20 protein-coding genes are annotated in these 25,253 nt (G+C 36.7%); 3 read left to right on the forward strand and 17 right to left on the reverse strand.

Annotated features, from left to right (window positions below):
• Positions 1–27 precede the first annotated feature (27 nt).
• The 7 genes from hemA to EHV10_RS14055 are packed head-to-tail and all read right to left on the reverse strand — an operon-like array spanning position 28 to position 7,143.
• Entirely contained in the window at positions 28–1,203 is a 1,176-nt protein-coding gene (gene hemA, locus EHV10_RS14025; RefSeq protein WP_128675186.1) for a glutamyl-tRNA reductase, read from the reverse strand.
• On the reverse strand, positions 1,200–2,495 hold the full coding sequence (hemL, locus tag EHV10_RS14030) for a glutamate-1-semialdehyde 2,1-aminomutase (protein WP_128675187.1): 1,296 nt from the start codon (positions 2,493–2,495) through the stop codon (positions 1,200–1,202). The genes hemA and hemL overlap by 4 nt, the downstream gene beginning before the upstream one ends.
• Positions 2,476–3,969 carry a uroporphyrinogen-III C-methyltransferase gene (gene cobA, locus EHV10_RS14035; protein ID WP_128675188.1) on the reverse strand — a complete coding sequence of 498 codons (1,494 nt, stop codon included), beginning with the start codon at positions 3,967–3,969 and terminating at the stop codon, positions 2,476–2,478. The genes hemL and cobA overlap by 20 nt, the downstream gene beginning before the upstream one ends.
• On the reverse strand, positions 3,962–4,891 hold the full coding sequence (hemC, locus tag EHV10_RS14040) for a hydroxymethylbilane synthase (RefSeq protein ID WP_128675189.1): 930 nt from the start codon (positions 4,889–4,891) through the stop codon (positions 3,962–3,964). Before hemC ends, cobA begins: the two co-directional genes overlap by 8 nt.
• Positions 4,881–5,651, reverse strand: a complete 771-nt coding sequence (locus EHV10_RS14045; RefSeq protein WP_128675190.1) for a sirohydrochlorin cobaltochelatase — start codon at positions 5,649–5,651, stop codon at positions 4,881–4,883. Before EHV10_RS14045 ends, hemC begins: the two co-directional genes overlap by 11 nt.
• Positions 5,648–6,622, reverse strand: coding sequence for a porphobilinogen synthase (hemB, locus tag EHV10_RS14050; RefSeq protein WP_128675191.1), 975 nt, complete (start codon positions 6,620–6,622; stop codon positions 5,648–5,650). The genes EHV10_RS14045 and hemB overlap by 4 nt, the downstream gene beginning before the upstream one ends.
• A gap of 14 nt (positions 6,623–6,636) precedes the next feature.
• Positions 6,637–7,143 carry a precorrin-2 dehydrogenase/sirohydrochlorin ferrochelatase family protein gene (locus EHV10_RS14055; protein ID WP_128675192.1) on the reverse strand — a complete coding sequence of 169 codons (507 nt, stop codon included), beginning with the start codon at positions 7,141–7,143 and terminating at the stop codon, positions 6,637–6,639.
• A 343-nt stretch (positions 7,144–7,486) separates the two neighbouring features.
• Between EHV10_RS14055 and EHV10_RS14060 the strand changes: the two genes are divergently transcribed.
• Complete coding sequence (locus EHV10_RS14060; protein WP_128675193.1) at positions 7,487–8,392, forward strand: Rpn family recombination-promoting nuclease/putative transposase; 906 nt, start codon at positions 7,487–7,489, stop codon at positions 8,390–8,392.
• 185 nt (positions 8,393–8,577) lie between these two features.
• Here EHV10_RS14060 and EHV10_RS14065 read toward each other — a convergent pair whose 3' ends face one another.
• The 8 genes from EHV10_RS14065 to EHV10_RS14100 form a co-directional block, all read right to left on the reverse strand.
• Positions 8,578–9,465, reverse strand: coding sequence for a ribokinase (locus EHV10_RS14065; RefSeq protein ID WP_128675194.1), 888 nt, complete (start codon positions 9,463–9,465; stop codon positions 8,578–8,580).
• Between the two features lie 2 nt (positions 9,466–9,467).
• Positions 9,468–10,106 (reverse strand): dihydroxyacetone kinase subunit L, encoded by a 639-nt coding sequence (locus EHV10_RS14070; protein ID WP_128675195.1) that lies wholly within the window; start codon positions 10,104–10,106, stop codon positions 9,468–9,470.
• A gap of 8 nt (positions 10,107–10,114) precedes the next feature.
• Positions 10,115–11,104, reverse strand: coding sequence for a dihydroxyacetone kinase subunit DhaK (locus tag EHV10_RS14075; protein ID WP_128675196.1), 990 nt, complete (start codon positions 11,102–11,104; stop codon positions 10,115–10,117).
• Between the two features lie 17 nt (positions 11,105–11,121).
• Positions 11,122–12,213: an S-methyl-5-thioribose-1-phosphate isomerase gene (gene mtnA, locus EHV10_RS14080; RefSeq protein WP_128675197.1), complete on the reverse strand. Its 1,092-nt coding sequence runs from the start codon at positions 12,211–12,213 to the stop codon at positions 11,122–11,124.
• Positions 12,214–13,434, reverse strand: coding sequence for an S-methyl-5-thioribose kinase (gene mtnK / locus EHV10_RS14085; protein WP_128675198.1), 1,221 nt, complete (start codon positions 13,432–13,434; stop codon positions 12,214–12,216).
• A gap of 19 nt (positions 13,435–13,453) precedes the next feature.
• Positions 13,454–14,425, reverse strand: a complete 972-nt coding sequence (locus EHV10_RS14090; protein ID WP_128675199.1) for an ABC transporter permease — start codon at positions 14,423–14,425, stop codon at positions 13,454–13,456.
• Positions 14,425–15,960 carry a sugar ABC transporter ATP-binding protein gene (locus EHV10_RS14095; protein ID WP_128675200.1) on the reverse strand — a complete coding sequence of 512 codons (1,536 nt, stop codon included), beginning with the start codon at positions 15,958–15,960 and terminating at the stop codon, positions 14,425–14,427. The genes EHV10_RS14090 and EHV10_RS14095 overlap by 1 nt, the downstream gene beginning before the upstream one ends.
• Before the next feature lie 138 nt (positions 15,961–16,098).
• Entirely contained in the window at positions 16,099–17,292 is a 1,194-nt protein-coding gene (locus tag EHV10_RS14100) for a substrate-binding domain-containing protein (RefSeq protein WP_128675201.1), read from the reverse strand.
• Between the two features lie 334 nt (positions 17,293–17,626).
• Here EHV10_RS14100 and EHV10_RS14105 point away from each other — a divergent pair, with 334 nt between their 5' ends.
• A complete protein-coding gene (locus EHV10_RS14105) occupies positions 17,627–19,384 on the forward strand; it encodes an IS1634 family transposase (RefSeq protein ID WP_128673155.1) in 1,758 nt (585 codons plus the stop codon).
• A 362-nt stretch (positions 19,385–19,746) separates the two neighbouring features.
• Positions 19,747–20,751, forward strand: coding sequence for a LacI family DNA-binding transcriptional regulator (locus EHV10_RS14110; RefSeq protein WP_128675202.1), 1,005 nt, complete (start codon positions 19,747–19,749; stop codon positions 20,749–20,751).
• Between the two features lie 37 nt (positions 20,752–20,788).
• Here the strand turns inward: EHV10_RS14110 and EHV10_RS14115 are convergent, their stop codons facing one another.
• Complete coding sequence (locus tag EHV10_RS14115; RefSeq protein WP_128675203.1) at positions 20,789–21,295, reverse strand: hypothetical protein; 507 nt, start codon at positions 21,293–21,295, stop codon at positions 20,789–20,791.
• A gap of 198 nt (positions 21,296–21,493) precedes the next feature.
• Positions 21,494–24,844 (reverse strand): InlB B-repeat-containing protein (locus tag EHV10_RS14120; protein WP_243116154.1); only part of this gene is annotated, 3,351 nt, incomplete at its 5' end.
• Between the last annotated feature and the right edge of the window lie 409 nt (positions 24,845–25,253).

Raw genomic sequence — 25,253 nt, forward strand, 5'->3', positions numbered from 1 at the left:
TATTAAACAATTATACAATCTGCTATATCATATTGAAAGAATATCAATGATAGACTGCAATGCTTCCAAACTTCCATTGTCCCTTATCTTGTAAAACAGATGTTCCAGAGTCTTTTTTTCTCCAATTCTAGCCATCTCTTTTTCAAGATTTTCTGTAGCATCTGAAAATACCTTTAGATTTTCCTGAAACAATGCCCATTTCAAAAACTTCTCCACCCCTTCTTCTACCATCAAGGAAGCCTTTTCAATGCTCATTTTCTTCTTTTCATTATTTTCATCTGCAAACTTTTTCATATCATCCATATTGTAATAATATATATTGTCAAGTTTGCTTACTCTTTCATCAATATCACATGGAACAGCCAGATCAATAAATACTTTTTTACTTCCGGGTAAAATATTCTCCTGAATATGCTCCTTAGTCAGCGTGAAATGCGGTCCGCTTGTAGCCGAAACTATAACATCCGCATTCTTTATATAATCATATCTGTCATTATATTCTATAATGCTTACCCTCTCCATTACATTTGGAGACATATCTATATTATGTCTTCTTCTTGTGACATATATTTGTACAAAGTCATAGCTTAGTGCATTTTTTAATACGATATCTCCGATTTTTCCGGATGCACCTATCACAAGTATATTTTTTCCTGAAAACGAATTAAGTACATCCTTTGCCGCTTTCAGTGCCAATGTAGCTGTAGATACTCCTGATTTTGAAATTAAAGTTTCTGTTTTTATCTTCTTAGCTTCCGTAACGGCATCTCTAAACAATGTATTAAGATATAAATGTGCAGTATCGCACTCTCTTGCAAACTCAATAGCATCCTTTACCTGCCCAAGTATCTGGTCTTCACCTATAAGCATTGAATCCAGACCTGCACTGACCTTATAAAGATGGGAGACTGCACTCTTTCCGGTGTAGAAAAGCAAATAATCTCTGAGGTTTTCAATATTTATACCTATTATCTCTTCACATTTTTCCAAAATAATGTTTATTATACTGCTTGTACTCCTGTCATTTCCCGCACTTACATATATTTCGGTTCTGTTACATGTGATAAGTACTGCAGCTTCATCTATCAGTTCTTCACTACATAAGGATTTTAAGAGTCTTTCCTTATCCTCATTACCGAAGGCGAAATATTCCCTTATCTTTTGAGGTGTATTTCTAAAGCTTAAGCTTAGGAGTAAAATCATCCTTTTCCCCCAAACTCTGCTATTACATCCAAAGTAATATTTATATCGTGAGCTGTATGTGCATTAGATATAAATGCCGCCTCAAATTGACTTGGCGCCACATAAATACCGTTCTCTCTTAAAAAGCTGTAATAGCTTGCATATTTATCAAGATCACAGCTTAATACATCCTCATAGCATTCTACATTCTTTGATGTAAAAAACACCGACAACAAAGAACCCACTCTGTTTATATGTATTTTTTTCTCATCCTTGTTCATTATCTTTTCTATGCCTTCAGCCAAAAGCTTAGCATTTTCATCTATATTTGCATAAATCTCAGGATTTTGAAACAATACTTCAAGAGTTGCAATACCCGCTGTTGTTGCTATCGGATTTCCACTCAGAGTACCCGCCTGATATACATCTCCAATGGGACTGATATGAGCCATTATTTCTTTCTTTCCACCATAAGCCGCAAGTGGCATACCTCCACCTACTATCTTGCCTACAGTAATCAAATCCGGCTTTATTCCGAAGTATTCACAGGCTCCTCCCTTTGCCAGTCTAAATCCTGTAATAACTTCATCAAATATCAAAAGAGCGTTATTCTTTTTTGTGATTTCTCTAAGAAATTCAAGGAATCCGTCCTTTGGAGGGATAACACCCATATTTGCCGCTACAGGCTCCACAATAACCGCCGCAATCTTATCATTATATTTATCAAATAATGCTTTGACGCTTTCTTTATCATTAAACTCCGCAACAACGGTATTTTTTGCATAGTCATTAGGTACTCCACCGCTTGAAGAAATTGCCTCTGTAAGCACACCGCTTCCTGCTTTTACCAAAAGTCCGTCAGAATGTCCATGATAACAACCTGTGAATTTTAAAATAAGGTCCCTATTTGTATATCCTCTTGCAAGTCTTATGGCACTCATTGTAGCCTCAGTGCCTGAATTTACCAGTCTTACCTGCTCCATAACAGGCATTGCTTCATTTATCATTTCAGCCAATATATACTCCTTCTTTGTAGGAGCGCCGAAGCTGAGGCCTTTTTTTAATGCTTTTTTCACCTTTTCAAGTACATATGGATGAGCGCTCCCTAGTATTGCAGGTCCCCATGAGCATACATAATCTATATATTCATTGCCATCCACATCAAATATTTTTGATCCTAAAGCTGATTTTATAAATACCGGATCTCTGTGTACCGCCCTTGCCGCACGAACCGGTGAATTTACACCGCCCGGAATATATTTTTTTGATATATCAAAATATTTTTCCGATTTTTTATAATCCCTTGATTGCATCTACTATCCCCTTTACATCATATTGTTTTGCTGTAATCAATTCCTCTATACCAAATTCTCTAAGAGCCTTTGTTGTTACAGGCCCTATCGATACCACTCTTTTTAAAAGAGCGGTTTTATCCTCTATCATTTCACACAAAGCCTTGGCGGCACTTGCACTTGCCACGACCACATAATCAAATTTCTTTATTTCCTTATTGAGCTCGAAACTTCTTCTGTAGTCAATAATTGTGTCATAGACAGGAATATCACTGAATTCTATACCTGCTTCTCTTAGGCCTCTTGGTAGATTGTCATTTCCAAGCTTTGCTCTTAGCATAAGCACTCTGCTGTTTTTATCAAGCTTTGGCAAAATTTCTGCCAAAAAGCTTTTGGAGTCAAACTTACTTGGAACAAAATCTGCATTTATTCCGTATTTTTTAAGCGCCTCAGAGCTTCCGCTACCTATTACACAAATCTTTTTATTGCATAGGCTTCTGATATCGATATCGTAGCTTTTTATCTTTTCAAAAAATATATCCACACCGTTTGAGCTGGTAAATAAAATATGTGTGGCAAGTTCAAGCTGTGAAACAAAAGTATTTTTATCAATTTCTATCTCTTTTGTAGCAATCACGCTCATCTCACAAGTATTTGCTCCGAGATTTTTAAACTCAGGTGACATCTTTTCCACCAAACCCTTGGTCGCAGTCAAGAGTATATTTTTACCTGAAAGCGGTAATGTATGTTTTTGGAAAAAGGTAAGATTTTTTTTACATACATCTCCCACTACTATAAGTGCCGGAGAAATAATATTTTCTCTTTTTGAAATCTCTTCTATATTTGAGAGTTTACCTCTGAATACTCTTTGGTTATATCTGGTTCCGTTCTCAATTACAGCAGCTCCGATATCCGAATTCATTCCGTTTGACAACAAACCTTGTACTATCAAACTTAAGTTTGATATTCCCATCAAAAATACCAGGCTGCCCTCAAGCCTTGCTATATTTTTAAAATTTAAATCAAGTTCTTCTCCCTGCTTTTTATGGCCGGTGAATACATGAAATTCTGCCGCTTCTCCCCTGAATGTAACAGGTATTCCGGCATATCCAAGACCTGCATAAAACGAGCTGACTCCATGCACTATTTCAAAATCAATATTTCTTTCTAAAAGATACTCGGCCTCTTCACCGCCTCTACCAAAAATATAGGGGTCACCCCCCTTTAGTCTGACTACATATTCACCTGTAAGTGCGTGTTCTGCAATAGTCTCATTTATTTTATCCTGTGTAAGATAATGATTTCCCGATATCTTACCTGCATATATAAGCTTTGCGCTCATCTTCACCCTGTTTAATATGGTGGGATTTACCAGATTGTCATAGACTATAACATCTGCAGTTTCGATACATTCACATGCCCTTACTGTAAGCAATTTTTCATCTCCGGGTCCAACACCTACCAGTGATACACATTTTTTTTCTTTATCAAACATTTTCCCTCTTTAATTTGCCTGCCAATTCCTCTATGGCAATCAGCAATTTTTCTAATATCTTTTCTATATTATCGGCTTCCATATATTTACCGTCAAAGTAAGCTTTTATGCTATATTTTTCTGAAGCGACGGATATAAAAATACCTGCACTTGTATGACAGTCAGCCTGCAATACACTTAAATACCTTCTCTCTGCAACAAATAAAGACTCACATTCTTTATCCTGTATTTTTTCAAGTATCTTTACCATATCATTATTTGCATATTCTGCACATAGTATTCCTTGTGCAGGTGCCGGCAATATATCACATTCCTTGATATCAAAAAGACTTATCTTATACAAAATATCCTTATATTCTCCGGCATATTTATTATCGGATAAAAGCCTGTCAATACCGGCTTTTGCCAAAATAACTCCATCCACTTCACCCGAAAATATCTTTCCTATTCTGGTGATCACATTTCCTCTGATTGGAAATATTTCAATATCCTTATTTAAAATTCTTAGCTGTTCGGATCTTCTTTTTGAGCTTGTACCTATTCTAAATCCCTTTGGTAAGTTTCTTATATCTGTATTTAAACCTTTTTTAACTACAAGAATATCATTGACTGCCGCTCTTTTTAAAACCGGCATAAGCTTTAATCTGTTATCAAACTCTAAGGGAAGATCCTTGGCTGAATGCACCGCCAGATCTATATCTCCATTTATCAGTGCTTCTTCCAGCTCCTTTGTAAATAAACCTTTTCCCCCTATTTCCTGTAATGAAATATCAAGCCTTTTATCACCTACAGTATTCATAGGAACATACTCTATTTTTATATGGGGGAAGCTATTTATTATAGCATCCCCCACCAATTTGCTCTGTGCCAGTGCCAAAGCACTTTTTCTTGTACCTATTCTTATTGTATCTTTATGAAACATATACCGCCTCATTTGCATGCTTAAGTATAAGATTTCTTACAAAATCATATTCTCCAAGTCCTTTAAGTTCAAAACTCACATTTTTCCCTCTTTCTTCAAGAATCGTTTTGAAGCTTTCATCATCACCTGCCATATCATTCTTTGCATGATCGCCTGCCACTATCATAAAAGGTGACAGATGAACATACTTATATTCAGAAAGCTCCGGTAGAATATCTTCAATATAAGGATACCCCTCTACACAGGCTATATGTATATCATCTCTTCCCGTATCTACAAATCTGTTCCTAAGCTGTTCATATATCTCATTTGCTTCATGGTCCGAACCATGCCCCATCAAAAGATATGCACTGTCAGCTTCTTTATTGTAGATCTCATCCAGTTCCTTTATGATGCAATTGAAGTCATCATCATTTTCCAAAAGTGCAGCCCCTATTTTTATTTTCTTAAATCTGTCCTTATAGCTTAATACTGCATCCTTGACTTTATTATGTTCCACACCGTTTATAATATGAGTACTTATCACCAATAATTCTTCCACGCCTTCTTGTACAGCCTCATCCAAGGCTTCTTTTATATTGTTGATATGTAAATTCTCACGACGTTTTAATTTCGACCTGATAATATCGCTTGTCCAAGCTCTGATAAAGATACTGTCATTAAAGGCTTCTCTTATATCATTTTCTATCACATCTATTGTCTTTTTTCTGGTGTCCTCATGTGTTGTTCCAAAACTTGCAACTATAACTCCCTTTTTCATCCTATTATCCCCTTATCTATGCATTTTGCCAATTCCTTCGCATAATATGTAATATAAATATCTGCTCCAGCTCTGAATGCCGATACCGCCATCTCACACATTATCTTTTCTTCATCTATAAAACCGTTATTGGCAGCGGACTTTACCATTGCGTATTCTCCACTGACTGAATATGCGGCTACCGGAACATTCGTAATCTCCTTGACTTTTGTCACTATATCCAAAAAGCTCATAGCCGGTTTTACCATTACAATATCGGCACCTTCTAAAATATCCTCTTCCACTTCCTTTAATGCTTCTCTGGAATTGTGCACATCCATCTGATAGCTCTTCCTGTCACCGAAAGCAGGTGCGGAATCTGCCGCCGCTCTGAACGGACCGTAAAACGCAGAAGCATACTTTGCTGAGTATGCCATTATAGGAATGTTTTTATATCCTTTATCATCTAAAATTGCTCTTATCTCTTCAACTCTGCCATCCATCATATCTGAAGGAGCCACCATATCGGCTCCGGCTTCTACCTGTGAAAGAGCAATCTTTGCAAGATACTTTATTGTTGTGTCATTATCTACATCACTTCCGTTTAATATTCCGCAATGCCCGTGTGAAGTATACTCGCACATACATACATCACCTATTACATAAATCCCCGGATATTTTTTCTTTATATATCTGATTGCCTCCTGAACAATACCGTGGTCATGGTATGCTTCACTGCCTACTTCATCTTTATGCTTTGGTATACCAAAGAGCATTACAGCACTGACTCCTGCATCTAAAAGTTCTTCTATTACACTGTCACATCTGTCTATGCTCATTCTATACTGTCCCGGCATGGACTCTATTTCTTCAAATATATTTTCTCCATCTTCAAAAAACATAGGATAAATAAGGGCGTCCTTGCTTATCCTCGTTTCTCTGACCATATTTCTTATACCTGCATTTGCTCTCAGTCTTCTGGTCCTAAACATATGTCCTCCCTGTTTCAGTCAAAATCTTCCTGCTTCGGATTTTCTTCCTGCTCTCTCCTACATTCCTCAACTATATCTTTTATGTTATATCTGATTGCGCTTGCTACCCTTCTTGCCAACTTATGGTTACTTCCGGATGATGTTACTCCTATCACCATCTCTTCCTCTGTAACAATCCCCGGAAAATAGAAATCACAATTTTTATAATTCGAGGCATCATTTACTATAACACCGGCTTTTTTACAATCCCACACTATCTTTTCATTCAGCTCCTTGTCATTGGTAGCGGCTATAACATAGTCAACACCTACAACATCCGAACTGTCATAAGCTCTTTCCTTTAAAATCAACCTGTCATCCTGCAAATCCATTATAGTCACTGCTATAGACTTTGCTACGACTATTATTTTGCAACCGAACTCCTTAAGTTTCAGAATTCTTCTTGCAGCTATATTTCCGGCCCCTACCACCAGAAATGTCTTTTTACTTATATCAATAAACAGCGGAAAATACTTTGCCATATCATCCTCCTTCTACATAGAATCATGTCCATATTATAACATATATTAATATAAATATTATCGAAAATATATTGCAAGAATATAAATGTTCATCAAAAAAAGCAGGGATTAGCCTGCTGTAATAAAATAATTTATATTATACTACTTACTTTTAGTATATCAAAATAATATTAGTCTTCAATCACAGTATTGTAATAAAATTTGTAATTGGTATAATAAACATATAAACGGATTTAACAATAATCCCACATGGCTTTTTTCTAAAATTTCTATACTTATATTCTTAAGTTTCACCGTAACGTGGATTCAAAAATATTTCTTTGATATAATAAAGGAGCGAGATATGCAAGAGAAAGATATATCACAAAAGATGTTGGAACAATTCAATGATGTCTTTTCAGACATAGTAAATGTACTTTTATTTAATGGTGAGAATGTAGTGGATGAAAATTCTCTACTTGATACACCTACAACCGGCATGCTAAAGATTGACGGTAGAGTTCATTCTCAGGATAGAGATGTTGCCAAGTATTGGCAACACAGCCTTATAAATATTGCTTTGTTCGGTTTTGAAAATCAAACCGTACCTGATAAGTTGATGCCTTTAAGAGTAATCAGCTATGACGGTACCGAGTATGGACGACAAACTAAAAAGCGATACCGATATAAAACTAAATACCCCGTGATTACCTTGGTATTATATTTAGGATATAAAAAAAGATGGAACTATCCGATTAATATAATCGATATAGTTAAAGTTGATGACAGATTAAAACCTTTTGTCAATGATTATAGAATCAATCTTTTTGAGATAGCATATCTGGATGAGGAAAAGACAGCATTATTTAAAAGTGATTTCAGGATTCTGGTGGATTATTTACATCAATTGCGGACAAACAACTCATATAATCCAAAAGATTATACAATAAAGCATATAAATGAATTGCTTACCCTTATGTCCGTTATGACAGGGGATAAAAGATTTGAAGATTCGATAAATGAAGCTAATGAAAAGGAGGCAAAATATATGTGTGAAGTTCTTGATATTATTGAAAATAGAGGGATTGAAAAAGGATTGGAAAAAGGTCTGGAAGAAGGTCTGGAGAAGGGCAGACAGGAAGGTGCCGATATGGTCAGTAAGCTTAATGAACTGCTGTTAAACGAAGGCAATATTGATAAACTTCGCAAAGCCAACACCGACAAAGATTACAGATATAAGTTGTTAAGGGAATATAATATATTGCAGTAATGTTTTAATATATTATTTCCTGTAAATGTACTGAATAAATTTATATAAAATATTGGAACTGATAAACCGGTGATAAAATCATATTTCTTAACGATTCTATCACCGGTTTATACTGTACCCACTATATAAATTTTAAGCCATATCTGAATCATGAATACGTTGCTCATAAACAACGATGAAATATATTATCTTTCGCAAACCTCTTTTGCAAACGGAATACTTGGTGAGGCACCTTTTCTACTGACTGTTATACTTGCAGCCTTCGCGGCTTGTTTGAGTGTTTCCGATACATCTGTTCCTGCAACTATGCCGGCTATGAAATAACCTGTGAAAGTATCACCTGCTGCCGTAGTGTCAACAACATCAGCCTTGTATATTTCCTGCCTTATCTTCTGAGTCTTATCCACATATACAGAGCCCTTCTCTCCCAAAGTCAACACTATCTTCATTCCCGGGAACCTTTTTGTCAACTTCTCTATCAGCTCATCTTCACCTGTGTCTGAAGCTCCAAGTATATCCGCCGCCTCTATCTCATTCAGTATAAGATATTCCACCTTTTCCAAATCACATTCAAATATTTTTTCATTTATAGGTGATGGGTTTAATACAATGCTCATTCCCCTTTTATATCCCTCATCTATAATAAATGAAAGATTACTCACCTCATTTTGAAGTAAAAGTATATCTCCTTTATCAAAATCTTTTAATACCTCTTTGATAAAGTCAACACCTATATTTTGATTTGCACCTCCATATAAAAGTATGCAATTATTACCTGATCTGTTTTTTTGTATAATAGCATGTCCCGATGACATATCGTACCTTTTTATGTAAGATATATCGGCTCCTACATCTGAGAGTGCCTTCAACAGCATAGCTCCGTCTGCACTTCCGACTGCTCCGGCATGGTATACTTTAACTCCTGCCTTTGCCAATGCTATAGACTGGTTAAGCCCCTTTCCTCCACAAAATATATTCATATCTGTAGAAGAAATTGTCTCACCTTCTCTCACAAAATGGTCTACATCATATACATAATCCAGATTTAGTGAACCAAAATTAAGTACCTTCATTGTCAACTCTTACTTTCTAAAAATAAACATACTCCTTTTACCATCAGATAGCCTGCTACAGCACCCTGGTCTGCAATACCCTTGGCTTTAGCAGAAAATACCGCAGCCTTGCCAAACTTAGGAAGCATATCTTTTGTAGCTTCCACGCCTTCCTCGGCACCCTTTAGTGCTGCACTTGCTACATCAAACAAACTTCCATTTTCTGCTTCTTTTGCTCTTTCGCCTGCTACCACAAGTGCGTCATAGATTGTTCTATCTCCCGCCTCACATTTTCCTCTTTTCTTGATTCCTGCTGCAAAGCTTTCAAAATACAATGCTAAATCTTTGGCGTCTATTTTATCCTTTTCATTTAATGACTTGCCGGCTTCCATTATACCGCTTGCCATCAATGTACCCATAGTAGACGGTACCACTGAAGCCATCTTCATTCCTGCCTTAAACAATGTCTTTCCCACATTATTTTCTACTGTATTTTCTCTTATAAGATCAGGCATTGCACTGTAGCCCTTACTCATAGTAAGCCCAAGATCACCGTCGCCCATATTTGCATCCATTGCACATAATTCATCTTTTTTCTCGACAAACACCTTAGCTATAGACTCAAATAATTCCGGAAAATCCTCTATTCTAATCTCTGTCATAACAACTCCTATAATCTGATAAATGGAGTCTTTACTTCCATATCAAGCCAAGCCTTTTCCTTGTCACTGTTTAACTTACAAATAGATATAGATGCACCTGCCATCTCCATACTTGTTGCATACTCACCTACAAATGTTTTATAGATCTTGATACCCTTTGATGACAATATCTCGCTCACTTCTCCTGAGAGTATATAAAGCTCTTCTATGCTGCTTGCACCAAGTCCGTTTATAAGTACTGCGACTTCATCACCGTTTCCTATTTCTATATCATCAAGGATTTCTCCCACTGCTTCATCTGCAAGCTCTTTTGCAGTCTTTATATCACCGTTCCAAACTCCCGGTTCACCGTGAATTCCCATACCGAAGGCCATTTCATTCTCTGCCAAAGAGAAATTGGCATGTCCAAGTTCAGGAATAACGCATGGTGTCAATGCAAATCCTACAGTTCTGGTATTCTGCTTTGCTGTATTTGCAGCCTCATACACTTCATCAAGGCTTCCCATCTCGGCTGCAGCCGCACCTGCATACTTATACATAAAGAATATGCCTGCAACACCTCTTCTGGTTTCAGGAAGCTTGTTTGACAACACATCATCGGCACCTACAATACTTCTTGTCTTGATATCATCCATCTCAAGCATTTCAGCCGCCATATCAAAGTTCATAATATCTCCGGTATAATTTCCATATAGATAGAGTATTCCGCTTCCGGCTTCCACTTCCTTTGATATCTCATATATCTGCTCTGCCGAAGGTGACTGGAAAACACTTCCCACACCGCAACCGTCAAGCAAGTTTTCACCTACATATCCGAGGAATAGAGGTAAATGCCCTGTACCTCCACCTGTAACTATTGCCACCTTACCGGGTTTTTTATCTGCTATACAATAGCATCTGAGGTCATCTGCTACATACTTAACCTGCTTATGTGCACTGTAAATGCCTTTTAACATATCATCTGTATAATTCTCAGGAACATTGATTATCTTCTTCATATTTTCTCCTATCTGTCCTAAAGTCCCAATTCCTTAAATGCCTTATCAAAAGGATATTTACAAATACCCTTTTCGGTAATAATACCTGTTATAAGGGAATGATCTGTAACATCAAATGCAGGATTATATACACCTATATTCTCAGGTGCCATCCTCTCTTTATACCACATCTCTGTAATCTCTTCCCCATCTCTTATCTCTATAGGTATGTCCTTGTCACTTTCAGCCTTCATATCAATAGTTGATGTTGGTGCACATACATAGAACGGAATGCCGTAATGCTTTGCTATAATGGCAAGTCCGGATGTTCCGATCTTGTTTGCCGCATCACCGTTTCTTGCCACTCTGTCACAACCTACAAATATAATATCTATCTTACCCGATTTCATTAAAATAGATGCCATATTGTCACATTGCAATGTTGTCTTTATTCCGGCATTACTAAGCTCAAATGCTGTAAGTCTTGCACCCTGCAAGAGAGGTCTGGTCTCATCACAGTAGACATGCATATCATCACCGCTAAATCCGTTTTCAAGTGCCATATACATCGGCGCTGTCGCCGTACCGTACTTTGCTGTAGCGAGTGTTCCGGCATTACAGTGAGTCATTATACCGATCTCTTTTCCGTTTCTTTTAAGCTTTTTCAAAAGTTTAAATCCTAAAGCCCCTATTCCACGGCTTATTTCAACATCCTCATTTCTGATATCCTCGGCTTCTTTAAATAAAGCGTCCTTTATCTCATCAATGCTTTTTTCTTTATTTGCTTTCAGGGCATCTTCCATTCTGTTAAGTGCCCAAAAAAGATTTACTGCTGTAGGTCTGGAAGAGGCAAAATACTCTTTTAATTCTAAAAACTCTTTTTCAAAATCAGCATAGTTTCCTGCCTCTATCTGTGAAGCCGTCTTTGCAATACCATATGCCGCACATACTCCTATTGCAGGAGCACCACGTACTCTAAGCTTCTTTATAGCTTCCCAGATTTCTTCCTTTGTATTTAAGTTTATTCTCTTTATCTCTCCGGGCAGAAGGGTTTGGTCAATAATATTCAGTTCTCCACCTTCTGTCAATTTCACTGAGATTATATTGTCAAAAAATTCTTCAATACCCATTTATAACTCCTCTGCCAAAGCTTTGCACTTTAGTATAGTGTCTACATAATCTTTACCACATTTAAAGCTGTCCGCTTTCAGTATAAACTCCTTACCTGCCAAAATATTTATTCTTTCAGCCACAAGTCTCTTTTTCTCATCTTCTATTGTAGTTACATCGGTAACATTTGCCATTCCTACAGTTCTTCTGTGAAGCTCTGTTCCGGTAAATCCTGCCGTGTCTCTAAGAATACCGTCTAAATAATATTCTTTAAAGCCTTCTACCATTGCCATCGGCTCACTTACCCACTCATCATAGAATTTATTATACTTCTCTATGAATAAATCTATGACCTCTTCCACTGATTTAAGAATCCAGTCAGTGAATTCTTTCTTTCCGTAAGCAATTCCGTTGTCATAGGCAAAAATAAGATTTGCTATAACATTTCCGATATCATATCCACAAGGTCCAAGTATACCAAACTCCGGATCAAAAACTTTTAAACCGTCTTCTTTTATAAAAATAGAACCTGTATGCAAATCTCCATGAATCAATGCCTGTGCATTTGTCATGAAATTGAATTTAAGCTTTGCAACTTCAAAATGTAATGCTTTATCCTCATAAAGCTCCTTCTTTACAAAGTCTGCATTAGGAAGAAAAACATTATTTCTATGATTTAGATCATTGTATGGCTCCATAAAAACCAGCTTTTCAGTAATATCACAAAGATCAGGTGAAACGAGCTTTCCTCCGATTACCTTCTTCTCTTTATGGTCTATTACCACATCACTGCTTTTTAATAATGTTTCTATCAAAAAATCCGTTATCTTTTCTGCAAAATGAGGATATATTTTATGCTCAAGCATTGCTTGTCTCATTACCGAAAAGTCTGAACAATCCTCCATACCGCAGGCACACATAACAGTGTCATAAAAATAAATATATGGCACCATCCCGCTTGCAAATCTTTCCTGCAACATCAAAATCTCCGATTCCAGCCTGTTTCTGTCTCTTGAAGGCTTCATGTCCTTTGAGATTCTTGTTTCGGTACCTGCCTGCTTTATATAAATTGAATGTCCCTTATCATCCGTTACTCTATAAACATAGTTAAGATTACCATGCTCCTTTGGTATAATTACCTTCATGCTGTCCTTATCCCAGTCTATAGATGTAGCTTTTAATAAGGTATACTCAACTATATCTTTTTCTTCCATCTGAAAATATGTGTCAAATCTACTCATAATGACTCCCTTTTATATATTATTCTCTCTTATATGCATATGCCGCTATAAGTGCCAAAGCAAGTACTGCGCCCTTTACCGCCGGCAATACAAAGAAAGGTACTGCACAGATAGTAAGTCCATTTTCAAGTGTAGATACAAGCATTGAGCCTATCATTGTTCCAAGTGCATTAGGTTTTTCAGCACCTCCTACAGTTCTTCCAACGAAAACTGCTGCAAGTGAAGGCATCAAATAGTTGTCACAACACATAACCTGTGCAGAACTTCCTCTTGATGAAACTAAAATACCGCCTATAGCTATAAATACAGCAGTTATCATACCTGCTACATATCTGTATTTCTTAATATCAATACCTGAAAGCTTTGCGGCTTCCTTATTTCCACCCATTGCATAAAGGTATCTGCCAAACTTTGTAAAACCAAGGAAAATATATGCGGCCAATACACATCCAAGCATAATGATAATGATCCAAGGCGCTCTTCCTATTGCAGAGAAAGAATCTGAAAGAGCTATTCTAAGAGGTTCTGCATTCCATGGTGTTCTCATACCTGTGGATACTGCACCACCTCCTATATACCACTGTCCAAGTCCCTGATGAACAAACATCAAAGCACAAGTTGCAAGCATATCCGGTATCTTACATACCAGAATAAGAAACATGGTAAGCTGATATAAAATCAAAGTTGTTACTATAGTTATTACTACTGACATAAACAGTGACTGACCAAACCAAAGGTATGATGATACAAATGCATAAGCTGAACAGCTTCCCAAAGTTCCGGCCGACATATCAAATCCGTCAGGTGCCATGGTAATTGTAGCCGCAATACCGAATACCGTGGTTATCGCCATTGCTCTGAGAATATTCACCATATTACTCTGTGACATGAATGCACTGCCTTTAATTGCTGTAAATGCTATGAAACATAGAGCAAGTGCCAGGATAGCAGCCCAATCTATACCAAATTTTATTAATTTTTTGCGTTCCATCAAACTACCTCCTCTTGACTTTGCTTACCACCTACGCTGTAAAACATTATTTCATCTTCATTTGTATTTTTTGTAATAAGTTCTGCACTTATACCGCCATTGTACATTACATAAATCCTGTCTGTGAGGGCCAAAAGCTCTTGGTTCTCACAAGTTGCATATATAACCGCATTTCCTTTTTTTGCTATCTCATGGATAAGATCAAAAATATCCTGCTTTGCACCTACATCAACTCCCTTTGTAGGTTCATCAAATATATAAAGCTCACAATCTGCAGCCAACCATTTTCCTACAGCAACCTTTTGTTGGTTTCCGCCTGAAAGTTTCTTTACAAGCTGTCTTGGACTTGGTGTTGATACATTAAGGCTCTGTATATAACTCTTTGCATTGTCGGTTACCTTTTTCTTGTCTATAAAAGACAATTTACAAAACTTTTCCAAGGATGCCGCAGATAAATTAAAGCTTACACTTTCTTCTACAAGTACACCCTCTTTTCTTCTCTCCTCAGGTACCAGTGCTATTTTATTTTTAACTGCATGTGCAGGATTTTTTAGATTCAGTTCTTTACCGTTTAATATAATTTTTCCGGTACTCTTATATGCACCGAAAAGAGTTTTACAAAGTTCAGACTTACCCGCTCCGACAAGCCCTGCTATACCAAGTATTTCACCTTTTCTTACATGTAAGTTTATATCGTTTATTCTTCCGTTGATTTCACTCAAATTCTCTGTTTTAAAAATAGTGTCACCTATAGAAATTTCTTCTCTTTTATATGCTTCCTCAAAGGTTCTTCCAAGCATAAGCTCCACTATTTCCTTTGTAGTAGTTGACTCGACTATAGGATATGTACCGATCAACTTTCCGTTTCTCATTACTGTATAACTTTCACATATCTCAAGTATCTCGTTCAATCTATGTGAAATAAACAGTATTGCTATATTCTCCGTTTTGTGTAAATGCTCCACAACTTCAAAAAGCTCTTTTGTCTCCTGATTACTAAGTGGAGCCGTCGGCTCATCAAGTATCAGGAAATTACACCTTCTTCTGATTGCCTTTGCTATAAGTACCATCTGCTTATCTGCAAGTGAAAGCTTTGAAACCAGATCCTTTTCATTTATTCTTTCCTTACTGATATGAAGTCTGTCAAGAGCTTTTCTACCCTCTTTATAAACCTCTCCCCAGTTTAAGATGGCATTTCCCTTATCCATTACCAAATCACCCTGAATAATATTCTCAGCTACGGTAAGGTTTGGAAACAGTGCTGTATCTACTTCCTGATACACTATCTGAACACCGCATTTTTTTGCATCTACAGGAGTTCTAAGCTCCACATCTTTATCATTTAATAATACTTCTCCGGTATATGTAGGGTTGGCACCTGATAATACCTTCATAAGTGTGGACTTTCCGGCACCATTTGCTCCTACAACAGCCCTTATCTCTCCCGTACTTACCTCAAAGTTTATATCCTCTAAGGCCTTTACTCCCGGGAATTCTATCGACACATTTTTTGTGCTTAACTTTATTCTGTCCATAATCATCCAATCTAAAACAGGTGAGTCATCAAAATTTCAATGACTTTTAAAAATAAAAGTAAATGTATCTGATAAACTCACCTCATTCATTAATTCTATAAGCCGCTAATCTTTGTTAGACTTATATTTACATCCCTATTATTTGTGTAAAAGATTCTTTGGCATCCAATCCGCTTCTGAGAGATAGTTAAGGTTGCCGTAAGTTTCTCCTGCTACATTTCCAAGATTCTCTACATTTGAATCTGTCTTTAAGTCTGTTGCCTTAATAGCTGTACCCGGAACCTCTACAACATCAACTCCCATTTCTCCTGTTGCCGGATCATAGATCTTATCATACTCTCCTGCCATCTCAAGTAAGAGAAGTCTCATAGCAATCTCACCGTTTAATGTCCAGTCTGTTGTTCCTGCCGCTGTCCATATATCAGGTCTTGTCTGCATATTTGTAATATCAACAGGATCAATATCTACCGATGCCATAGGAAGTGCATCACCGTTCTTACCGTTCATATTGTCATTTTCGATAAGTGCATTATATACACCCTGTCCGTACATATCATAGTATGCAATAACACCGTCAACATCTTCTCTCTTTAAGCTCTGAAGATAAGCCGCCGTTACAGTGTTTGCAGAGTCTACGGAATCCTGTAACGGTTGTACCTCACCTACAGTTACAATCTTTCCTGCCTTTTCATATTCCTGCCAGCCTTCTTCTCTTCTGTCAAACGGACTGTTGTAGTTAGGACCTCTCCATACCTTTACAAGTCTTACGCCCTCACCATACTTAGCTATCATCTCATCCAAAAGAACTGTTACCAAAGATTTATCCTGTTGGAACATCTGAGTAACACCGTCAAGCTTCTTGTACTCACCGTCTGCATAGAACTGTGTATCAAATGTAACGATCTTTAAATCCTTGTACTCATCCAAGATACCCTTTAAGAATACATATGAACCGTCCTGGTTTCCATGACTTACAATAAGTCCGTCATAGCCTGCAGATGCACATGTTCTTATAGTGTCCTGCCACTTATTGAAGTCACCGTCACAGAAGAAGAAATCAAACTGTACTCCAAGCTCATCACAAAGCTTCTTACATGAATCCTTCCACATCTGGAAAATAGTAGCTGAAGGCATAATCATAATATATGCTACCTTCTTTCCTGCTACAGGATTGCTTGTGTCAGTTGTCTTGCTCTCCTCAGCCTTAGAGTCCGCTACAGTTGCAGTAGTAGTATCCGCACTCTTTGTAGCTCCTCCACCACATCCGATTAGTGGAGCACTAACCATTGCACCGATTAATAATGCACTAACTAATTTCTTGACCTTTCTCATATCATCCTCCTTGTTTACTAAATATTTAACAAATCAAGAACTATCGTTTATATAAACAATAATATTATTATGTTTAAATGTCAATACAGTCTGACTATTTCTATTTATTGCATAAATTATTATTCTATTTTTATGCATACCCGTCTTCCGTCGAAGTACTATGAAAGTTCCGACGTTTTAAATTCCTGATAAACTATTTGATTTTACACAATTCTTTTAAGTCCCTTATTTTAAAGGCTTTTCTGCCATAAAAAATATTTAAAAAAAGTTGAAAAATTTTTTTGAGTATGTTATAATCATAGTACTTCATAGTACTTTACTTTTAGAGGTGTTTATGGCTTATTTTTTGAGAAAAGAAAAGAAGAAAAAAGGTACTTATCTTCAGATGTATGAATCATTTTGGGATAAGGATAAAAAGCAACCAAGAACAAAAAATGTAAAATCTTTTGGTTATGTTGAGGATTTGATTTCAGGTGAGATTCCTGATCCTGTTAAATTTTACAGTGACTATGTAAAAGAGCAAAATGAGAATAGAACAAAGATTCTTTCTGAAGAATCCCGTCCTCGTGCATTTTCCACCCCTGTTGAACTTAATATAGGGCACTTCTTACTTTACTCATTAATTGATGAGCTTGATGTTAAAGAAACTATTGATATACTTGCTTCTCAAATGCGTTTTCAGTTCTCTGTATTTGACTTAATTACACAACTTATTTATGCAAGGGTTATATCTCCATGCTCTAAGTCAAAGACAGCCTCTCATGTCTTTCCATACCTTTATGGCAGCTCTACAATCTCTGAAGACCAGGTATATGACGGGTGTTCTTTCATAGGAGAGTCTTATAAAAAGTATATTGATTTATTTAATCACTCTTATGAAAAGTATTTTAAAAGGGATCTTAGCAGTGTATTTTTTGATTGCACTAATTATTACTTTGAAATTGATATCCCTAGTGATGACAAGCAAAAGGGACCTTCAAAAGAGAATAGGCACTCCCCGATAATAGGGCAAGCTTTACTTTTAGATGCCGATCTCGTACCTGTCTCCATGCAAATGTATCCCGGAAATGAATCGGAAAAGCCATATATTAGAAAAGTTATTGAAGAAATGAAGCAACGACACAACATATCAGGCAAGACTATTCAGGTGGCTGATAAAGGACTTAATTGTGCAAGAAATATTTATGCTGCAGTTAAAGAAGCTAATGACGGCTATATATTTTCAAAATCAATACATGGTAAGAATCTAAGCGAAAAGGAAAAGAAATGGGTTCTACTTGAGAATGATACAAATGTCTTTTCTAATTACACTGATGAAAGAGGTAATATATCTTTTCGTCTTAAATCATGTATTGACAGCTTTGACTACAGCTTTAAAGAGATTGATTCGGAAACAGGAAAAGAGAGTGTTACAAAGTTCTCTGTAAAAGAAAAGCGTATCGTCTCTTATAATCCTAACCTTGCAAAGAAACAAAGGCTTGAAATAATGAAAATGGTCGATAAAGCTTCAAAGTTTTCTACATACAAAAATATCGCTAAAGATGAACTTGGAGATTGTGCTAAATATTTAGACATCATAACTAAAGATAGCACAGGCAAGACAATAAAGCCTATAATAGACTTAAATAAATCTAAGATTGATGAAGATCTTAAATATGCAGGATATAACCTTTTAGTGACATCTGAGATAGACATGGAGCCATTACAGGTATATAAGACATACCATAGCCTATGGAAAATCGAAGAATCTTTTAGACTTACAAAATCATACCTGGATGCCAGGCCTGTTTATTTACAGAAAAAAGAAACAATCTACGGGCATTTTTTGATATGCTACCTTAGCTTGTTTCTTTTAAGAGTATTAGAAATCAAGTGCTTCAAGAATAAAATAAACTCTTATGACTTGATTAACTTTATGCGTGATTTTAGGGTGGTAAATAAAGGTGATAATACATATATCAATATATCAAGAGACCAGTCCGTTAACGAAAAGGTTAAAAAACTGGTTGGTTTTAGTAACCTTGATGCCCTCTATTTAACTAAAGCTGAAGTCGACAATTTCTTTCAAAACTGCATGCTCTTGGATACCTAGAGTACTAGGTTTTGAGAGAAACGACGGAAGTCAGGTATTATGTTTAAATGTCAATACAGTCTGACTATTTCTATTTATTGCATAAATTATTATTCTATTTTTATGCATATAGTACAGGCGATATTTATATGTTTTATTTATCGTTTAATAAACTTAAACTCAAACTGTTTAACATATTTTTATAAACAAAAATAATATTTTTTATAGTATATAATCACCAAAGGCAACCTTGTTGTTTAATACCCTACACATTTAAAGTAAAATATTGTACTTATAATTATTTGACAATATATTTTTGAAATAGTATTATGATTACTGAAAACAATTATTGTTTAGTGAACAATATTTCTTTGGAGAATACTATGACCATTAGAGAGTTATCAAAACTGATAAATGTTTCTCCTGCCACTATTTCCATAGTAATAAATGAAAAAAAAGGCGTCAGTGAGGAAACAAGAGAAAAAGTGTTGGCGGCGATGAAGGAATATAATTATTACCCTCAACAAAGAAAAAGAATTACAGAAAATAAAAATGTACTGGTTCTGAAATATTACAGAAGCGGTGTTTTTGTTGAAGAAAATCAGGGCTTTATAGCCGGAATACTGGATGCCATAGAAAGCAGACTTCAAAAAGAAAATTTAAATATGGTTTTAAGAGTACATAAGGAGAGCTTTGAAAAGTTCTTATCCGAAACCGATCTTAGCCAATATGAAGGCATTATACTGATAGGTACGGAGCTTACTCCGGAGCTATATCCTTTATTTGATTCAATATCCATTCCCTATGTAGTCGTAGACAATGTATGCCCGTATACTACCTGTAACAGTGTATGTATGAATAATGAGGAGAATGTTTATATTGCTATAGACTATCTTAAGCAATGCGGACATAAGAGTATAGGATATATCGGCGGAAATATATATTCTGAAAATTTTCAACTAAGGAAAAAGGGATTCATTGAGAGTGTGGAAAGACTGGAAATGAACTATGTAAAAGAGCATACCTATATGATCTCCCCCACTATGATTGGAGCTTATAATGATATGCTACAACAACTAGGTGATCTAAGCACACTTCCCGACTGTTTCTTTGCGGACAATGATACTCTTGCTCTTGGTGCTATAAAGGCTTTAAAAGAAAAGGGTGTAAAAATACCAAAAGACTTATCTATAATAGGTTTTGATGATATACCTTACTCTGCAGTTTCTTCACCTGCTCTTACTACAGTTCATGTACAAAGAAGGCAAATAGGAGAACTTGCTGTGGAACAACTTTTAAAAATAAAAAAAGACAAAAAAAATAAACCGGTCAAAACTTTAATTACCGGAAATTTAATTATTAGAGACAGCGTGGCAAAAAAGGCTTAAAAAAGCCTTTTTACCACCTTTTTATTCTATTTTGTTTCTATCCGAAACAATAAAATTTAGAATCTCCCTTAACAAAATTTTCAGGGAATTTTTCATACCTCATTGCATCAAAATCATATATTCCTACCTTGATCGGCTTGTCACCTTTACAAAATGCCACTTTTTTATAACTTGTAACAGTCACAGTAAGATACTCTATATCCCTTATCTCAAGTTCTGCATATGCATCTCCCACAGGTACATATATATTTATTTCATTTTCACCTACATATTCTACTGTCATATTGGAAAAATTCATCAGGCATTCATAGAATGTATTTATTATAAATATATCGCTTACATTCGGTTCATAAGTTTTCTCTTCAAAATCATACTCTGTAAATGATAATAAATCTAATATCAGATCTATACCGATATCAAAGCTTACAGCAAACTTTTCTTTATTGTAATTCGGCTTCATACCCCATACAGCAAGCACAATACCGTCAAAATCAAGCAATTCATTCATTTTTTGTTCAAAATCTTTAAGTTCAAATTTACTCATATGATAAGCCCTCCCAAAATTTAATATTTTGTATAAAAATACTATATTTCCATATCGTATTCTAACACAATCTACACAGTCTATATACTACTATATTACATGTTATTCCTATATATGTAAATAGGGGAGCCACACTTTCGTGTGACTCCCCTTTATTATTTTCGGATTGAAATATCTACAAGTTTTATAAACTATAGATTATCTCCAAGCTCCGCTTTCATTTACATGATAACCGTCAGGTGTAGTTTCATTCTGGTACATTGAACCAAGCGGTCTTGAGTTCACATTACCAAAATTCCATCTACCTGTTGCATTATCAAAGAACCATGTCTGTGCAGGTGCTGTAGGATTCAAGAAGTAGTACTCTCCTCCTATCTTGCTCCAGTTTGTATGCATAGCACCGCTTGAAGAATCAAGGTAATACCATCTTCCGTCCTGGCCGTCATGATGCCATCCCTTAATCATCTCACCAAAGAATCCGTTGTGATTCATTGACAGATAATACCATGTACTTCCGTCTAAGAACCATCCTGAATTCATGATTCCGTCCTCAGCGAAGTGATACCACTCAGACTTTGTCTTTCCTTCGTAAGTATAGCTTAAGTATGCCCAACCCTTAGCTCTTGTGCCATTTGTAAGGTTGAATACCCACTTGCTGCTGTCAGGATTTGCTGTAGCTTCTACAGGATTTGTAAGCTCCCAGTTACCGTCGTAGCCAACTCTAAGACCTGCTGTATATCCGCTTGATCTTCTGCTTGCATTTCCTGAGCCGCCGCCTGAACCGCCACGGCCTCCTCGACCGCCGCCACCGTTTGGTACTCTTCCGCCTGCATCAACCACTGCATCATTAAGTGCCTTAATAGCTGCTATAAGCTCAGGTGTAGATGACTTTCTGTTCATTCTGTCAATTACAGCCTGTGCCGCATTGATAGCCGCCTGAAGTGCTGCTCTCTTTACAGGGTCATTGATTCTGTTTAACTGATTGTTTGCATTCTTTATAGCCGTCTTTAAATCAGACTCCGCTTTTCTACGCTCAGCCTTATCATTTGAATAGTAAACATAGATTGTCTCATCAGCTGTCACACGAAGAGTAGGGTCATAAGGATCATACATTCCTCTGTCCTTACTTAATCCCTCGTAATGCCATGTAATACCGTCATTGTCTACATAGTCTGACTGTATTGCGCTTGCATAAAGTGATGCATAATCATTTACTACCTTATTACTTGCTATTGTAAGTCTTGTTACAAGGTGATTATCTCTTCCGTCTATTACTTTTACCTTAAATGTACTTGCCGGTAAAACATATCCGAATACATAGTTCATTCCACTCTCAAATTCAAAGTTGAACTCTCCTGTATATGCACTTCCTGCATTCTCATAATCTCCATGTTCCTCATTAAAGGTAGGAGCTGTTGCTGTTGCATTTGACGGTGTTGCTGAATAGAACTTATATTCTCTATCCTGCATCAATACTCCTGTCTCAACTACTCCTGATAACTTTGTTCCACTTGGTAAAGCATAATCTTCCCATGTGCTTGTTAAAGGATTTTCCTTTTGTACTCTTGCACTTACCTGGAATTCTCCTCTATATGAGTCATCTCCTATAGCATCCGCCATCTGAGTTCTCAAAGTACTTCCTACCGGTGTCTTATCAATTACTATTCGGAAATTTCCTGAGTCTGTGATAACCGGCTGTATAATTCCCACATTTCTGCTCGGACTTACTCCGTTATTATACTGTACAGGAGCCCATGTCTGTCCCGGTGTTGAATATACTGCCTGTATTGTTACAGGATTGTTCGGCATATCAAATGTCAAACGCTGGTTTGTTGCCGCATTCATATTTGGCAGAGGTCCACCACTAACGATATTCCAATGATCAAATAATTGACTGTTATTATCAAGACCGCTTGCCTCTATCTCTACCTGTGTATCTTTTAAAAGTCCCTGTAAAACTGCAGGATCTGTTGATGCAACTCCGTTTATCTTGAAGTTACTTATTGCAGGTGCATTGTTTGCAATAGCTGTTATATTAAATCTGTTTACAGCCAATCCGATGTTTGATGTATCAACAGGTAATGCTGCTCCGTCTGCTATACGTGCTGCAGGTGTCACATTTGTTCCTGTTGTTCGTGGTACAACTCTGTATATTGTATTCGGATTTAAGTTATTAAATGTTATAGGTGCTCCCGGTGCACTTGGTGTTGTAAACGGGTGCACTACATTTCCTGACGGATCTACCAATGCATAGTCGGTATTTGGTGATGTAGGATTTATTGTTATCATCGCCTGCCCTGCATTTGAAGGATCCTGTGATACTGTAGGTGTAACAGCTACAGGTATTGTAGCCGGTGCTGAAGGTCCTGCTACAGTTGTTATACTTGAAGGTATCGGTGCTCCTACTACTATACCTCCCGCATCTGTTGTAGGAACTGTACTTACATGATAAGTATTTCCTGCCTGTATTGCAGGATCTGTAACTAAACCTCCCTCTCTCATTACATCTGCGCCTGATATTGTTGCTACAACATTTCCTGAAGGATCCGTTATAACATACGTAAGTCTTAAATCCATCGGTGCAGGTGTTGCAGGATCTATAGTTATTGTAGGAGCTCCTGTTGTAGAATTTAAGCTTCCTGTAACATTCGGTACATATGCTGCTACCGGTGTTGTACTCTCTCCATAAACATATAAATCTTTTCCTGCAAGTGTTGAAAGATCTACAGTTGCCGTATCTATAGGTGTGAGGTTCAATCTTCCTGTTGACGGATCCACAGTACCTTCATACCACTTCGGTGTATATCCGCTTTCCACGCTTATACCGTTATGAGCCTCATCTGTATAATCCTGAATCTCACTCCATGGAATATTAACTCTATCCACACCTGAAGCATCTTTTCTAGGTATCTCCGCTACACTTCCGTTTAACAGTCCTATATGGCTGTCTCCCTCATGGAGAGTGTATTTATACCATGCATTTTGATCTTTCTTAAAGCTGGCTATAAGAGAGATTATATTTGTAGTTCCCGGTGTTATCTGTGTTAAAGTTGCCTCACCGTTTGAATTAAAGTTTACTTCCTGACCTTTATATGTCCATTTGTCAAATAAATATCCTGCATTCGGAACAGGTGTAGGTAAGTCGCTTCTCTTTATATCAAGATCATACTTAAGTGTAGCAGGATTGATATTCTTTCTTATCAATCTTGGGAATGTTCCTCCGTTTGTAAGATAGTTATCATATGTAATGCTGCTTCCGCCACTTGTTACATAAAGATCTCCACCTTCCAAAGATGCTGCCGATAACTCTGTAACGGCATTAGGATCTTGAGTATACTTTACTGTAAGCACAAAGTTGTCTGCAGGTCCGTTTGTTGATACTACATACTTAGGACTTGCAGCACTCCATGTGGCATATAAACTTGATATAGGGGTTGTATATGATGATGACCAGCTTGCCGCATCATCTACCTCTATACTTGGATGTGCCAGGTAACTTGTGAGTTCAGGTGCCTCTATTGTCATGTTGTATGCTGAACCTGTATTGTTNTTTTGATCTTTCTTAAAGCTGGCTATAAGAGAGATTATATTTGTAGTTCCCGGTGTTATCTGTGTTAAAGTTGCCTCACCGTTTGAATTAAAGCTTACTTCCTGACCTTTATATGTCCATTTGTCAAATAAATATCCTGCATTAGGAACAGGTGTAGGTAAGTCGCTTCTCTTTATGTCAAGATCATACTTAAGTGTAACAGGATTGATATTCTTTCTTATCAATCTTGGGAATGTTCCTCCGTTTGTAAGATAGTTGTCATATGTAATGCTGCTTCCGCCACTTGTTACATAAAGATCTCCACCTTCCAAAGACGCTGCCGATAACTCTGTAACGGCATTAGGATCTTGAGTATACTTTACTGTAAGCACAAAGTTGTCTGCAGGTCCGTTTGTTGATACTACATAC

The organism is Lachnoanaerobaculum gingivalis (assembly GCF_003862475.1).
GTDB classification, from domain to species: Bacteria; Bacillota; Clostridia; order Lachnospirales; family Lachnospiraceae; genus Lachnoanaerobaculum; species Lachnoanaerobaculum gingivalis.